The sequence below is a fragment of the Labedella endophytica genome (assembly GCF_003990045.1).
Taxonomy (GTDB): Bacteria; Actinomycetota; Actinomycetes; order Actinomycetales; family Microbacteriaceae; genus Labedella; species Labedella endophytica.
On the sequence record NZ_RZGZ01000002.1, the window covers coordinates 740,913 to 755,328 of the forward strand.

13 protein-coding genes are annotated in these 14,416 nt (G+C 70.6%); 4 read left to right on the forward strand and 9 right to left on the reverse strand.

Going from position 1 to position 14,416, the window contains the following annotated elements; all coding sequences use genetic code 11:
* Positions 1 to 68 precede the first annotated feature (68 nt).
* From ELQ94_RS07080 to ELQ94_RS07120, 9 genes are all read right to left on the reverse strand, one after another.
* Entirely contained in the window at positions 69 to 2,021 is a 1,953-nt protein-coding gene (locus tag ELQ94_RS07080) for a tetratricopeptide repeat protein (RefSeq protein WP_166404681.1), read from the reverse strand.
* A complete protein-coding gene (locus ELQ94_RS07085) occupies positions 2,011 to 3,660 on the reverse strand; it encodes a tetratricopeptide repeat protein (protein ID WP_127048619.1) in 1,650 nt (549 codons plus the stop codon). Before ELQ94_RS07085 ends, ELQ94_RS07080 begins: the two co-directional genes overlap by 11 nt.
* Before the next feature lie 127 nt (positions 3,661 to 3,787).
* Positions 3,788 to 4,156, reverse strand: coding sequence for a TraR/DksA family transcriptional regulator (locus ELQ94_RS07090; protein ID WP_243696903.1), 369 nt, complete (start codon positions 4,154 to 4,156; stop codon positions 3,788 to 3,790).
* Between the two features lie 25 nt (positions 4,157 to 4,181).
* On the reverse strand, positions 4,182 to 5,615 hold the full coding sequence (locus ELQ94_RS07095) for an amidase (protein ID WP_127048623.1): 1,434 nt from the start codon (positions 5,613 to 5,615) through the stop codon (positions 4,182 to 4,184).
* Between the two features lie 45 nt (positions 5,616 to 5,660).
* Positions 5,661 to 6,239 carry a GNAT family N-acetyltransferase gene (locus ELQ94_RS07100; RefSeq protein ID WP_127048626.1) on the reverse strand — a complete coding sequence of 193 codons (579 nt, stop codon included), beginning with the start codon at positions 6,237 to 6,239 and terminating at the stop codon, positions 5,661 to 5,663.
* A gap of 9 nt (positions 6,240 to 6,248) precedes the next feature.
* Positions 6,249 to 6,947: a uracil-DNA glycosylase gene (locus ELQ94_RS07105; protein ID WP_208007578.1), complete on the reverse strand. Its 699-nt coding sequence runs from the start codon at positions 6,945 to 6,947 to the stop codon at positions 6,249 to 6,251.
* Positions 6,944 to 7,660 carry a Type 1 glutamine amidotransferase-like domain-containing protein gene (locus ELQ94_RS07110; RefSeq protein ID WP_127048628.1) on the reverse strand — a complete coding sequence of 239 codons (717 nt, stop codon included), beginning with the start codon at positions 7,658 to 7,660 and terminating at the stop codon, positions 6,944 to 6,946. The genes ELQ94_RS07105 and ELQ94_RS07110 overlap by 4 nt, the downstream gene beginning before the upstream one ends.
* Positions 7,657 to 8,217: a phosphoribosyltransferase gene (locus ELQ94_RS07115; protein WP_127048630.1), complete on the reverse strand. Its 561-nt coding sequence runs from the start codon at positions 8,215 to 8,217 to the stop codon at positions 7,657 to 7,659. The genes ELQ94_RS07110 and ELQ94_RS07115 overlap by 4 nt, the downstream gene beginning before the upstream one ends.
* A complete protein-coding gene (locus ELQ94_RS07120) occupies positions 8,214 to 8,990 on the reverse strand; it encodes an SDR family oxidoreductase (protein ID WP_127048632.1) in 777 nt (258 codons plus the stop codon). The genes ELQ94_RS07115 and ELQ94_RS07120 overlap by 4 nt, the downstream gene beginning before the upstream one ends.
* Positions 8,991 to 9,191: 201 nt before the next feature.
* Between ELQ94_RS07120 and ELQ94_RS07125 the strand changes: the two genes are divergently transcribed.
* From ELQ94_RS07125 to ELQ94_RS07140, 4 genes are all read left to right on the forward strand, one after another.
* Positions 9,192 to 10,517, forward strand: coding sequence for a bifunctional o-acetylhomoserine/o-acetylserine sulfhydrylase (locus ELQ94_RS07125; protein WP_127048635.1), 1,326 nt, complete (start codon positions 9,192 to 9,194; stop codon positions 10,515 to 10,517).
* A 148-nt stretch (positions 10,518 to 10,665) separates the two neighbouring features.
* A complete protein-coding gene (gene metX / locus ELQ94_RS07130; protein ID WP_127048637.1) occupies positions 10,666 to 11,871 on the forward strand; it encodes a homoserine O-acetyltransferase MetX in 1,206 nt (401 codons plus the stop codon).
* A 69-nt stretch (positions 11,872 to 11,940) separates the two neighbouring features.
* A complete protein-coding gene (locus tag ELQ94_RS07135; protein WP_127048640.1) occupies positions 11,941 to 13,167 on the forward strand; it encodes a sensor histidine kinase in 1,227 nt (408 codons plus the stop codon).
* A complete protein-coding gene (locus tag ELQ94_RS07140) occupies positions 13,164 to 14,387 on the forward strand; it encodes a hypothetical protein (RefSeq protein ID WP_127048642.1) in 1,224 nt (407 codons plus the stop codon). The genes ELQ94_RS07135 and ELQ94_RS07140 overlap by 4 nt, the downstream gene beginning before the upstream one ends.
* Positions 14,388 to 14,416: the final 29 nt, after the last annotated feature.

A 14,416-nucleotide genomic window follows, 5' to 3' on the forward strand; every position in this document is an offset into this window, starting at 1 on the left:
AAGTGGTCGGTGTCGTTCGAGCCTGCCAGACGCTCGGGGTCGCTGTGCGGGGTTGACCGGCTCGGCGCTCACTTCCTCACCAACCTCGCCGCCCGCAGCGCCTTCTCGAGCTGCTCGGCGTCCTGCAAGATGCGCCAGGCAGCCTTCGCGATGGCGACCGGACTTTCGCGGCCGCGGAAGATCAGGTGCAGCGCCTCGGCCTCCGAATCACGCTCGACGTCGCGAGACCACAGGCCCGCATCCTTGGCGATCGCGACGACGAGCTTCTCCATGTCGTAGCCGTTGTAGGACAGGACGCGGTCGGCGAACCCCTCTGCTAGCCCCTCCCAGCCGCCGTCGCCCGTCGAGAGATCGAACAGCCCCTCATCGTCCTCCCCGTACTCGAAGAGGAGGAACGGGCCGGCGACGGTGCCCCCGTCGTCTCCCCCGCTGGTTCGACTCTGAGCAGCCTTCACCGCACGGACGTCGTCCACGTTGCGGCACCGGTACAGCTCCAGTTCGCGCAGCTCGGTCAGGTCGGCGAGCGCTGCCGCGTTGACGACACCGTTGCACCAGTTGAGTTCGAGCTTCCGCAGGTTGGCGAAGCGTCGCAGGACGTCGAGGTCGAGGTCGCGCGCGCTGTATAGCGTCAGCGACTCGAGCAGGTGCGGCTGGACCATCCGCTCGAGTACGGCCGCGGAGTGCTTCGCGGTCATGATGAGCGTCCGCACCGGTGCCTCGATGACAGGAAGCTGAGACGCACGCGGCAGCCCGAGTCCGAGCCATTCCACATGCGGATTTCGGCACACCGAGAGGACGTTCGCCCCGGTCACCGACGCGCTGCGGAGGGACGGCAAAGCGCTGAGATCGAGAGGCTCCTTCCCCAGAATGCGCACGTTGAGATCCGTCAACGAGCGCGCCTCCAGCAGTGCGGCGAGGCCCGTGATCCGTGCGCCCTTCTCGATCGTCAGGTCCTGGAGGTCCGGGATGGCCGCGGCGAACGTGGTCAGGTCCAGCCCGCGCTTCGTCGGGTGGAGGTGGATCCGCAGCTTGGCTCGCCCCGCCGCTCCGAGCTGCCCTGCCGTCGGGAACGGCTTGTCGTCATCGACGACGAAGAGCGGCGGCCTCGATGAATCGGGTTCTGATTCGGCAAGAATCCACGGTGCAAGATCGACCGGATAGAAGGACGTGACCCAAGCGGGCTGCCCGTCCACGTCGTCCTCCCGAGCGGCCGCTCCGCGCCGAACGAGTTCGACCCGCGCCATTGAATCACCCGCGTCGGCGGCACGCCGAAACCACTCCACCGCTTCGATCTGGTCGTCATCGACGTCGCTTGCGAGGCACCCCAGGTTGTAGGCCCCGCGGAAATCCCCGCGTTCGTAGGCCTGAAGGAAGGCCGCCTTCGCCCCGTCCACGTCGCCGAAGACCTCGTACAGGTGGACGCCCAGTTCGAAGGGCACGTGGTCGTTCGTGTCGAGATGCGACTCGAGAAGGGCTCGTGCACGGTCCGTCTCGCCCCGGCGCCGCAACAGATCGCCGACGAAGACGACCGCGAACGGGACTTCCTCGAACGCGACGGAGGCCAGCTCGACGACTTCGTCGTCGGTCCGGTTCTCCACCTCCCGTGCGTGCTGCGCGAGTCGGAATGCGGCAACCTCCCACTGCGAGCTCCTCGCCCCTACGACACGCCGCAACCGGGGCAACGCCGCTGCCCAGTCGCCACGGATCACGAAGCTGTCGCCGAGAGCGAGGTCGCAATCGGCGCCCGCATCCTCCGCACTCAGGAAAACGCCGTGCGCCTCGGCATTGCGCTCGTTGTTGGCGAGAACCGATCCGACGGCGTGAAGCGCGGCACCGATGTCCGACGCGGAGGCCCATCGTCGCCACGGCCCTTCACTGAATCCCTCACTCAGGCGCGTGTTCAATTCGTCCGCATCCGCTTCGGACGCGCCGCCTCTCAGCGGAAGATCCGCCAGTTGCCTCCACCTCTCCGCAGCGAAGAGTGCGGTCGCGGTCGATCCAACGTCGGTGTCACCGGCCATCGTCAGGTCCCGTCTGCTGAGACTCCAGCCTCTGGACCAGAGCTGCGACCTCCTCGGCGTCCTCGACGTCACGGCAGTCGTCCACCGCGAGCGCGGCGAGCAATGGCAATTCGCCGAGCACGTGCGTGTTCGACACACCCGTGCAAGAGACGAGCGACACATCCTCGAGCGCCGGGAAGCGGAGAAGCAGCGCGCAGTCGACGTCGACGGCGCCGACGATGACCAACCCCGTCAGTGATTCCGGATGCGCGATCCGTCCGACCGCCTCCACCGCCCGGCGACCGCTCACCCCGAAAGACTCGATCGGCGCCTCGATCCCGGGAGCGGGCTGATCGTCGAGCAGCGTCATCGACAAGATGCGCAGGGCGGGGTTCGCGACGACCGAGTAGGTGTTCCGCCCGCGCACGGAGGCATTCTCCAGACACGGGAGCGCACCGAGATCGACGGGCTCCCCCGGCTCGGTCCCATCCATCTCCAGCTCCTCGAGCGCGAGCGCCCCGGCGAGCGCACCCCACCCGCGGGTCCCCGCGGCGTCCGCGATCGTGAGGTCGCGGATCTGCGTGATCGCGGTCCCCAGCGTCGTGAGGTCGAAGCCCTCAGCATGGGGCTCGATCACGATCGGCAGACCGAGGCGCCCCGCTCGCCCGACGACACCGGGAGCCGGTGCCCCGACGACGTCATTGATGCGGAAGACCGTTGGAAGGTCGGGTCCGCGATACGGGCCTCCGTACAGATGGGGAAGAAGGTCCTCGTCGTACAGTGCGTGCATCCACGCCGGAGAATCGCCTGCCTCGGCGCGGCTCTCGGCCCATCCGCCCTCGCCATCCGCCGTCAGCCACGCTCGAGCGGCGGCGTCTCCTCCCTGCGCCGCCTTCCTCATCCACTCCCTGGCCTCCTCCGGCTGGTCGAGCTCCTCCTCGAGGAGCAGTCCGAGATTGAACGCGGAGTACGCGTCGCCGCGGTTCCAGCCGTCCTCGTAGGCCGCCCGGGCACCATCGGTGTCCCCGAATTCGTTCAGGAGCATGTTGCCCAGAGGGAGCGAGACCATCTCGTTGTCGGGCAGCGCCTCCTCGAGGATCCGCCGCGCCTCGTCGCGGTCACCGCGGCGCAGATGCACACGCGCGAGCACGACGGCCGCCTCGTCCGCCTCGACCGAGCCGGCCTCGAGGAGCGAGATCACCTGGTCGTCGAAGCGGTCGTCGACCTCGAAGGCGTGCTCTCCGAGCCGGTAGGCCGCGAGCTCCCACGTGTGCGCCGTCGTGTCGACGGCGAGCTGCAGCCACGGCTCCGCGGAGGCCCAGTCGCGGAGGTAGACGTACAGCTCCCCGATCATCGCCGCGACGTTCTCACCACGACGATGCGCATCGACGAGGACACCGACGGCGTCCGCGTCGCGCTCGAGCGACGCGAGGATCAAGCCGATGGCCGTGAGCGCTTCCGCTCGACCCTCCGAGTCCGCCCACTCCTCCCAGTGTTCGGCGCCATCCTCCCCGCCGTGCACCGCGGCGAGCGCCGCCACATCGTCCCCGTCGAACGTTTCCGCGACGGCGAGATCCGCGAGCGCATGCCATTCGCCCGCCTCGAAGAGAGATCCGGCTCGCCCGACCTTGTCGGGAGGTTCGGCCGTGTCCGTCGTCATGGTGCCGCGCTCCTCCGAGCCCTCGAGGAGAGCGTCAATCCCGCGCTCCGGCGTAGGCGGGCGCCGTCTGAGGATCACACTATCGGCGGCGCGGGCGCGGAGAACGTCCCCGTGCGAGGGAGGATCCCTACCGCCTCGCCTCCACGATCCGCGCGCAGTCGATGCACAGCTCCGCCGTCGGCCGGGCAACGAGCCGCTCCGCCCCGATCGGCCGCCCGCACCGCACGCACGAGCCGTAGGTCCCGTCCGCCACGCGATCGAGCGCCCGGTCCAGCTGGGCGAGCTCGTCGACGAGCCCCGCGCGGAGTCCCTCCGCTTGCGACCACTGGGCCGAGAGGGTCTCGCCCTCAGGGTCGTGCTCGTCGTCGTCCGAGCCACCCGCGCGCGTGGAACGGATGTCGCTGAGGCGCGACTCGGCGACTCCCGCCTCACGCAGGAGCTGCTCCCGCCGGGCGGCCAGGAGTTCACCGGGCGACGGCTCGGCAGCGGTGCTCACGACAACACCATCACGACGAACACCCTCACGACACCGGCGGTCGGCGGTGCTGCCACCGCAACCGCCGCTCCAACTGCGCACCGAGCGACAGCAGAACATCCTCGCGACCAGGCCGGCCGATGAGCTGCACGCCCATCGGCAGCCCCTCCGCGGTCTGGTGCACGGGCAGCGTGATCGCGGGGAGCCCGGCCACGTTCACGAACGACGTGAACGGCGAGTACTGCACCTGCTGTGCGAAGTTCCGGTCGGGGTCGGCGAGGTCGTGCCAGCCGATGCGCCGTGGCGTGAGTGCGAGGGTCGGGGTGATCACGGCGTCGAATCGATCGAACTGGGCGATGACCCGGCGCTCGAACGCGGCGAGCGTCGACTGCGTCTCGGCGAGGTGGCGGGCGGAGAGCGCACGGCCGCGCGCGACGAGCTCCTGCGTGACCGGTTCGAGGAGCCCGATCGTGTCGCCGTCCACGGGAAGCATGGCGGCCGACACCTGCCAGATCGTGCGGAATGCATCCGGGTAGACGCCCCCGTGCTCGAGGACGGTCTCCTCGACGCCGTGCCCGATCGCGGTCAGCTGTTCCACGGCGAGCGCCACGGCCTCGCCCGCCTCGGGCGAGACGGTGATCTCCACGTCGTCGTCCCACGGGGAGTTCTCGAGCACCCCGAGGGTGAAGCGACCCTCACCGCGGGTGGCGACGCCGAGGTAGTCGCCGTCGTCGAACTCGGGTGCCCCGACGCTGAAGGGATGAGGGACGCGACCGTTACGGCGGTCGAGCATCGCATCGAAGAGGAGGGCGGCGTCCTGCACGGTGCGGGCGATCGGACCCTTCACGGCGAGGCCGGCGAGCGAGTCGAGGGCTGAACCGGACGGCACCCGGCCACGCGAGGGCTTCAGCCCCACGAGACCGCACGCCGCCGCGGGGATGCGGATGGATCCGCCGCCGTCGCTCGCGGGTGCGAACGGGAGGATGCGGGCGGCGACGGCTACGGCCGCTCCCCCGCTCGACCCGCCGGCTCCGAGTGTCGGGTCCCAGGGGTTCCGGGCAGGGGCACGACCGAAGGGTTCCGTGTAACCGTAGAGGCCGAACTCGGGGGTCGCCGTCTTGCCGATGCTCACCGCACCGGCGGCGTCGAGCACGTCGACGATCGCGTCGGAGCGCTCCGAGACCGTGCCGGGGAAGACGCGCGACCCCCACGCGATGGGCGTTCCCGCGCGGGCGGTGAGGTCCTTGTCCGCGAGCGGGAGACCCCACAGCCGGTCCGTCTTCGGCTGGGTGTCCTGCACGTGGCGGGCGCGGGCGCGGGCCGCGTCGGGGGTGAGGTGGGCGAAGACGCCGAGCTCGGGATCGAGGCGCTCGGCGCGCGCGATCACGATGTCGGTGAGCTCCACGGGCGAGATCTCGTCGCGCTGCAGCCGCACCCAGAGTTCGAGCGCGGACAGCCGCTCCCAGTCGACGTCGGTCATGCGTTCAGCCTACGTCCGGGAGGCCGGGCCAGGCCGGGTCCAGCCCTACTTCAGGGACAGCTGGAGCATGACGGTGCCGAGCCACCGGTCGAACTTGAAGCCCACGCGCCCCATGCGGCCGATCTCCTTGAACCCGAACTGGGCGTGCAGCGCGAGCGACGCCTCGGCGCCCTTGTCGCTGATCACGGCGAGGATCTCCTTGAGACCCGCTTGCTTCGACTTCTGGATGAGCTCGCCGAGCAGCGCCCGTCCGAGCCCCTTGCCCGTGGCCGCGGCGCCCAGGTAGATGCTGTTCTCCACGGTGAAGCGGTAGGCCCGCTTCTCCTTCCACGGCTGCACGAGTGCGTAGCCGAGCACGTGCCCGTTCGGCGAGACGGCCACGATGAAGGGCATGCCCTGCTTCTGCAGGTGCGCGAACTTGCTCTTCCACTTCGCGAGGGTCATGCGGTCCTCGTCGAACGTGACGGAGCTGTTGGTCACGTAGTAGTTGTAGATCTCGCGGATGTCCGGCAGATCGGCGGGAACGGCGTCCCGGATCGTGTACTCGAACGGCGCCTCGGGCGCGGGCTTCTTCCGCAGGTGGGTGGGCAGCTTGCGCGGCTGCAGGTATTCCTCTTCCAGCACGGATCCAGCCTAACGCGCGAGGGACCAGTCGACGGGCTCGGCACCGGCCGCCACGAGGTGTTCGTTGGCGCGCGAGAATGGCTTCGATCCGAAGAATCCGCGCGATGCGGACAGTGGGCTCGGGTGAGGCGACGCCACGATGGGCGTCTCGCCGAGCAGCGGAGTGAGGCTCTGCGCGTCCTTGCCCCACAGGATCGAGACGAGCGGGGTACCCCGCGCCACGAGGGTGCGGATGGCGTGGTCCGTCACGGCTTCCCAGCCCTTCCCGCGGTGAGAGGCGGCTTCGCCCGGCCGAACGGTGAGCACGCGGTTGAGCAGCATCACGCCGCTCTCCGCCCACGGGGTGAGATCCCCCGTCGGTGCGGGCGGGATGCCGAGGTCGTCCTGCAGTTCCTTGTAGATGTTCGCGAGGCTGCGCGGCAGCGGGCGCACGTGCGCATCCACGGCGAACGAGAGCCCGATCGGGTGCCCGGGCGTGGGGTAGGGGTCCTGCCCCACGATGAGCACGCGCACGGCGTCCAGCGGATACGAGAACGCCCGCAACACGTGATCGCCGGCCGGGAGGGTGTGATGCCCCGCCGCGTGCTCGGCGCGGAGGAAGTCCCCCATCTCGGCGATGCGATCGGCGACCGGTTCGAGGGCCTCGGCCCAGCCCGCGTCGATCACGCCGTCCGAGGCGAGCTCGGCGAGGGATCGACCGCCGCTCACGACGCGGCGACCGTGGACACCCGCACGCCCGCGTCGTCCGTCGTCACCTGCCAGACGCTCCCGCTGCCCGTGACGGCCAGCCCGCCCTCGGACACCACGAGCGCGGTGTTCTCGTCGATCGCGACGCCGCCGGGGACGAGGCCGGCCTCGGTGGCCGCGACGAGGCGACCGAGCGTGCCCCACTGGGCCGCGTGCACGTCCACCGAGATGTCGATGAGACCGATCCCGGGCTGCACGGTGACCTCCTCGAGGTCCTCCGCCGTCTCCTCGGGCGACACGGCCACGCCGCCGATCTTGGATCCGCCCACGATGGCCTGCTCGGCGGCGAGCGCCGCTCCCGCCGAGAACCCGAGGTAGGGCATGCCGCCGGCCACGAGCCGACGGATCTCCACGACGAGCGGCTCGAGTGCCGTCGCGTAAGCGGGGGTGAGGCCGCCGCCCACATAGAGGGCGTCGAGGTCGGCCAGGTCGGCGAGCTCGAACGCTCCCCCCTCCACCCGCAGGCGGGCGACGACCTCACAGGCCCCGGCGAGCGCGAGCTCGCTCTCGATGCGCGCCGCGTCCTCCACGCCGGAGTCCTCGGTCACGAGGAACACGCCGATGCGGGGAAGCGTCGCCACCTCGGCCCGCCCGGCGGCCTCGGCCACGAAGGCCGACAGGATCGTCGTGTCGTGGGCGAACCGCTGTCCGCCACCCACCAGGTGAATGCTCATGTTCTCGTCCCCTCGTCGCCCGCCGCGGCGTCGTCGCCGCGGTCATCGTGCTCGTCGTGATCCGTGCCGTCGGTCGCCACGGGGGGCAGGGCCGACCACGGGAAGGTGATCCACTTGTCGGTGCGGCGCCAGTCGTAGTGCGGCTCGTGCACCGTGCGCGGCTTCGTGAAGAGCGTCACGCTGCGAACCTCGGCCCCGTAGCCCTCGAGAAGGTCCACGACGAGCGCGAGCGTGCGCCCGGAATCGGAGACGTCGTCGGCGAGGAGCACGCGCTTGCCGGCGAGCGCCGGGGCGTCGAGCATCGGCGGCAGCAGGATCGGCTCGGGCAGCGTCTCGTGCACGTCGGTGTAGAACTCCACGTTGATCGAGCCGCACATCTTCGTGCCGAGAGCGTAGGAGATCGCGCCGGCGAGCGGCAGCCCGCCGCGGGCGATCGCCACCACGAGGTCGGGCTCGAAGCCGCTGCGTCGCACGGTGCGCGCGAGCTCGCGGGAGGCGCGACCGAAGTCGTCCCAGGTCAGGACCTCGCGTTCGGGCGCGGCCGTGGTGTCGCTCATGCCTTCGCCTTCAGTTCCCCGCGCGCCACCTTGTGGGGCGCGGCCTGCGCCACGGGCTTCACGGTGATGGAGTCGAGGTCGACGTGCGGCGGCAGCTCGGCCGCGTGCACGATCACCTCGGCGATGTCGCCGGCCACGAGCGGCGCCGCGACGTTGTCGTACACGGCGTCGGCGCGCTCCTTGTCGCCGCCGAAGCGGTTGAGGGAGAACTCCTCCGTGTGGACCATGCCGGGGGCCACCTCGATCACGCGGATGGGCTCGCCGCTGAGCTCGAGGCGCAGCACCTCGAGCACGGCGCGCTGCGCGAACTTCGTGGCGTTGTATCCGCCGCCGCCCTCATAGGCGCGGTGCCCCGCGATCGAGGTGACACCCACGATCGAGGCCGTCCCGCCGTCCGTCGTGGAGGCCCGGAGCGCGGGAAGCAGCGCCGCGATCATGCGCTGGGTGCCGATCACGTTCACCTCGAACATCTGGCGCCAGTCATCGGGGGACGATGTCTCGACCGAATCGAGTCCGATCGCTCCACCGGCGTTGCAGACGAGCACGTCGGCGCCGCCGAGGGCCTCGACGGCCTCGCGGACCCGCTCGACGTCCTCGGCCACCGTGACGTCGGCCACGACGGTCTCGGCTCCCGTCTCCGCGGCGAGTTCCGCGAGCCGGTCCGCCCGGCGGGCCACGCCGAGCACCTCCCACCCGTGCTCCCGGAACAGGGCCGCCGTGGCCCGTCCGATCCCCGAACTCGCTCCCGTGACCACTGCGCGTCTCACCGTCATGACTCCAGCGTATTGCCCGGGAGCGTGCATGCCTTGCCCGGCCCCGCACCCGAGCGCGTCCTCACCTGCGACCGTCGGCATCGGCCGCGGTTACGTCGTGTTGCACCCGTCGTTGTCGCGCGGCGCCGTGCTGCCTAACCTCGTCGTACGCCGTCCGGCGACCAGACCATCCCGCACGTCGATCCTTCGAGGGAGAACATCATGAGCGACGCCACCCAGAACTGGCAGTTCGAGACCAAGCAGATCCATTCGGGCGCCCAGCCCGATCCCGTCACGAACGCCCGCGCGACGCCGATCTACCAGACCACGAGCTACGTCTTCAACGATGCGGACCACGCCAAGAACCTCTTCGCCCTCGCGGAGTTCGGCAACATCTACACGCGCATCCAGAACCCCACGCAGGACGTCGTCGAACAGCGGCTCGCCGCGCTCGAGGGGGGCACCGGCGCCCTCCTCCTCGCATCCGGCCAGGCCGCGGCGACCGCGGCGATCCTCAACATCGCCCAGGCGGGCGACCACATCGTGTCGAGCTCGTCGATCTACGGCGGCACCTACAACCTCTTCAAGTACACCCTCGCGAAGCTCGGCATCGAGACGACGTTCGTCGAGAACCAGGACGATTCCGACGAGTGGGCGCGCGCGGTGCGGCCGAACACGAAGCTGTTCTTCGGCGAGACCGTCGGCAACCCGAAGATCAACATCCTCGACATCCGTCTCGTCGCCGATGTGGCGCACGAGGCCGGCATCCCCCTCATCGTCGACAACACGATCGCTACTCCGTACCTCATCCGTCCGTTCGAGCACGGCGCGGACATCATCGTGCACTCCGCCACCAAGTTCCTCGGCGGCCACGGCACCGTGATCGGCGGCGCGATCGTCGACGGCGGCTCGTTCGAGTGGTCGAAGAACGTGGAGAAGTTCCCCGGCCTCACCGAGCCGGACCCCTCGTACCACGGCGCGAGCTACACCACGGCGGTGGGCGACGGACTCGCCTACATCATCAAGGCGCGCGTTCAGGTGCTGCGCGACCTCGGCGCCGCCATCTCGCCGAACAGCGCGTGGCTGCTCATCCAGGGCATCGAGACGCTCAGCCTCCGCATCGAGCGGCACGTGCAGAACGCCCAGGAGATCGCCGAGTGGCTCGACGCCCACCCGGACGTCGCCTCGGTGAACTACTCGGGTCTGCCCTCGAGCCCCTGGTACGCCGCGGCCAACCGCTACGCGCCGAAGGGCGTCGGAGCCGTCCTGTCGTTCGAGCTCAAGGGCGGCGTGGACGCCGGCCGCACGCTCGTCAACAGCCTGTCGCTGTTCTCGCACCTCGCGAACATCGGCGACGTGCGCTCGCTCGTCATCCACCCCGCGTCGACGACCCACTCGCAGCTCACGCCCGAGCAGCAGCTGACCGCGGGCGTGACGCCGGGCCTCGTGCGCCTCTCCGTGGGCCTCGAGAACGTGGACGACCTCAAGGCCGACCTCGACCAGGCCTTCGCCGCCGCGCGCGCCGTCGTCGAGGCCGCCCGCGTCTGACCCCGTCCCACGCGCACCACCCCCTTCCGTGAGGTGTCGCGATCTGTTGCCATTCCGACCCGGGAGGCAACAGATTGTGACACCTCACGGAGGTTGAGGGGGGCGTAACAGAGGCGAGGGGGCTCGGTTCTTCGGGGAGGATGGGGACATGGACTGGCAGACACCCGAGGACACCGTCCCGTCGCGCATCGTGACGGACGCCGAGGTGCGCAGTCTCATCGGCCGCCCCCACGCGACCGGCGCCTGGCGCGACGGCGATCCCGTCGCGGACCGGCTCTTCGCGGACCTCGGCCCGCTCGACCTCGAGTTCGGCGGCCGCCTCCCCCACGTGCGTCTCGCCTACGAGACCTGGGGCGAGCTCTCCCCCGCCCGCGACAACGCCGTGCTCATCACCCACGCCCTCACGGGCGACTCCCACGCGCGGGGCGCCGCCGGTCCCGGTCAGCCGACCGCCGGCTGGTGGGAGCAGATCGTCGGCCCCGGCCTCGCCGTCGACACCGACCGCTGGTTCGTCGTCGTGCCGAACATGCTCGGCGGCTGCCAGGGCTCCACGGGACCGGCGTCCTTCGCCCCCGACGGCCGCGAGTGGGGCGCGCGCTTCCCCTCCGTGAGCGTGCGCGACCAGGTCGCGGCTCAGGCGCTCCTCGCCGACGCGCTCGGCGTCGAACGATGGGCCGCGATCATCGGCGGATCGATGGGCGGGATGCACGCCCTCGAGTGGGCCGTCGGGCTCCCCGACCGCCTCGAGCGGGTCGCGATCCTCGCCTCTCCCCCCGTGACGACGGCCGATCAGATCGCGCTCAACTCGGTGCAGCTCGAGGCGATCCGGATGGATCCTGCGTGGCACGGCGGCAGCTACTACGACGCGGTCGACGGCGATGGTCCGCATCGCGGGCTCGCGCTCGCCCGGCGGATGGCGCTCCTCCAGTACCGCAGTTCCACGGAGCTCAACGACCGCTTCGGCCGGCGCTGGCAGTCCGACATCGACCCGCTCGCCGACGGCGGCCGCTTCGCGATCTCGTCGTACCTCGACTTCCACGGCAACAAGTTCACGCGTCGCTTCGACGCGAACAGCTACATCACCCTCGTCGACGCGATGAACTCCCACGACATCGGCCGCGGTCGCGGCTCCGTGGAGGAGGCCCTCACCCGGGTCACCGCGCGCACCCTCGTCGTCGGGATCGACTCCGATCGCCTGTTCCCCCTCGACGGCCAGCGGCGGATCGCGGCGGGCATCTCGACCAACATCGACGGGGACGACGCCGCCGTGATCGTCTCGGACTTCGGGCACGACGGCTTCCTCATCGAGTTCGACGCGGTCTCCACCCACCTCGCACGGATCTTCGCCACCTGACCCGACGGCGACGGGCCGCGCCTTATGCTGGGCGCACGACATGCTGGGCGCACGACGGAAGGGTGCTCGATGAGTGGTTGGCGCGGCGACGACGCCTCCGAACCCGTCCGGCGTCAGTTCGAGTCCATCGACCGCTTCTCGATCCAGCAGAGCCGGCTCGCGTACCGGATGGCTCGGAGCTTCGGCTTCACCGGCGTCCTCGGCGCCGCGATCGCCCTCCTCATCCCGGGCGCCGTCGACGGTGCCGCCCTCGTCTGGTGCTACCTCACGCTCGCCCTCCTCGCCGCGAGCCACGTGGTCATCGCCCGCTACCCCCACGGCCTCTCCGTCGTGGCCGTCTACGCCGTGGGCATCATCTGCCTCGCCACCGTCGGCATCGCGGCCGGGCCCGAACCGAGCCCCTCGGCGTCCGCCGCCATCGTCATGATCGCCGGCTGGGGGGTCGGCAGCATCGGCGCGGTGCTCTCCTCCACCTGGGCGCAAGTGATCCTGCTCGTGTACAGCATCGCGACCACGGTCACGATCGCGACCCTCCTCGGCGCCGACATCGGCCATGAGGTCGCGCTGTCCGCCCCCGTCCTCGTCGGGCTGGGCTGGGCCGTGACGACCATCTTCGGGCTCTGGCTGACGCGCGCGAACCCCCGCGTCATGAACCGCATCTCGAGCATCGGGGCCACCTACCTGATCGAGCGGCGCGCGAGCGAGGCCGAGGCACAGCGACACCGCGACGCCCGCCTCCTGCACGACACCGCGCTCGCGACCCTCACGCTGCTCGCGCACGCCGGTCGCGGCGTGGACGACGCGGCGATGCGCGACCAGGCGGCGTCCGACCGGGACCTGCTGCGGCGCCTGCGGGAGGGCGAGAGCCCCACCCCCCGGTCCTCCGGCGCCTACACGCTCACCCACACCGCGGAACTGCAGCTCAGCGGCACCCTCGAGGCGGTGAAGGCCCGCTTCGCGCACTCGGGCCTCGAGGTCGCCTGGCACGGTTCCGGCCAGCTCGGACTCGAGCAGTCACGGCTCGACGCCTTCATCCTCGCGCTCACCGAGTGCATCGAGAACGTGCGCCGGCACGCGGGCGTCGACGAGGCCCACGTCACCCTCAGTGACGATGGAACGGTCGTGCGCGGTGTCGTCACGGATGCCGGGATCGGCTTCGACCCGGCCTCGATCGCCGGATCGAGTCTCGGGTTCCAGCAGTCGGTCATCGCGCGGACGCAGGACATCGGCGGCACCGTCCGTGTCTTCTCCGCGCCGGGCGCCGGCACCACCGTGGTCCTGGAGGTCCCCAAGTGAGCAACCCGACCGGCGGCATCGATCCGTCCCTCGGACTCGAATGGCAGACCGACCGCGTGCGCCGCGCGGGGCTGCGCGAGACGTCCCTGCTCACCCTCAACACGTCGCAGCTCGGCGTCGGACTGGGACTGGCCGGGGGGATCCTCTTCCTGCACGCCCTCTGGCGTTTCCTCGACCACCTCGGCGAGTTCCCGCGCCTCCCGCTCAACCTCGCGTCGTGGGCCATCCTCTTCGTCACGGTCGCGCTCGTCACCGTCGCGCTCCGCGCCGCAGGATTCCTCTTCTCCACGAAGCTCTTCTGGGCGATGGTGTCGAGTCTCACCGCGGCCGCGGTGCTCGACTTCGCCGCGATCTGGCAGCACGTGGGCGACGGCCTCTACCCCACGTCCGCGATCGCGGTCGGGGCCGTCCTCCTCGGCGCGTCGTCCCTGCGCCCCGCACGCGAGATCGTGATCGCATCGGCGATCCTCGGCGCGGGTCTCACGCTCGGCGTGCTCGTGCCGGGCCCCGCCGAGGACCAGCTCGGCCCCCTCCTCATGTTCCTGGTCCTCGCCATCGTGCCGCCCGTGATCGCCGCGTCCATCCTCGGGTCCTACCGACGCCACATCCTCCTCGCGCTCGACCGGGTCCTCACCCAGAGCGCCATCGCCGCCCCCGTCGTCCTCACCGCTGGCGTGCTCGGCAGCGCCGAGCTCGCGGAGCTCGACCACGAGGTGGAGGAGCTCTTCGACGACGTCGCGACGGGCCGCGAGCCGCTCCCGCTCACCCCCGAGCGCGCCGACCAGGCGAGCTCGCTCGCGACCGATCTGCGCCGGCACCTCGTCGCCGGGCACCAGAACACGTGGTTGTCCCATGCCGTGAGCGAGTCGGAGTTCCTGAGCGATCACGTGACCGTCGACGATGCGAAGGGCCTCTCCGCGCGCCTCGACCAGCTCCAGCGGGACGGTCTCCTCTCCGGGCTCTGGATGCTCATGTCGAGCGCCGCCCGCATGCCGGCGACCGCGCGCGTGAGCCTCGTGGAGCGGAAGGAGCAGCCGCGATCCGACGTGCGCCGCGTCCTCATCGCGATCGACGTGGACGGGATCAGCCGGTCCCGCGTGGAGGCGATCACGTGGGCGTCGCTCCGGCGTGTCGGCCGCTACACGGACACCGCGACGCCCCTGGGGCTGCGGGTGGACATCGAGACGGAGGTCCCGCCTCCCTCGGAACAGCAACGGTGAACACTAGAATCCTGTCAAGAGTTCAGGGA

Bases quoted from the DNA above. Each gene is read 5' to 3' on its own strand.
- ELQ94_RS07080 (WP_166404681.1), bottom strand. From the start codon at position 2,021: ATGGCCGGTGACACCGACGTTGGATCGACCGCGACCGCACTCTTCGCT.
- ELQ94_RS07085 (WP_127048619.1), bottom strand. From the start codon at position 3,660: ATGACGACGGACACGGCCGAACCTCCCGACAAGGTCGGGCGAGCCGGA.
- ELQ94_RS07095 (WP_127048623.1), bottom strand. From the start codon at position 5,615: ATGACCGACGTCGACTGGGAGCGGCTGTCCGCGCTCGAACTCTGGGTG.
- ELQ94_RS07110 (WP_127048628.1), bottom strand. From the start codon at position 7,660: ATGAGCATTCACCTGGTGGGTGGCGGACAGCGGTTCGCCCACGACACG.
- ELQ94_RS07115 (WP_127048630.1), bottom strand. From the start codon at position 8,217: ATGAGCGACACCACGGCCGCGCCCGAACGCGAGGTCCTGACCTGGGAC.
- ELQ94_RS07120 (WP_127048632.1), bottom strand. From the start codon at position 8,990: ATGACGGTGAGACGCGCAGTGGTCACGGGAGCGAGTTCGGGGATCGGA.
- ELQ94_RS07125 (WP_127048635.1), top strand. From the start codon at position 9,192: ATGAGCGACGCCACCCAGAACTGGCAGTTCGAGACCAAGCAGATCCAT.
- metX (WP_127048637.1), top strand. From the start codon at position 10,666: ATGGACTGGCAGACACCCGAGGACACCGTCCCGTCGCGCATCGTGACG.
- ELQ94_RS07135 (WP_127048640.1), top strand. From the start codon at position 11,941: ATGAGTGGTTGGCGCGGCGACGACGCCTCCGAACCCGTCCGGCGTCAG.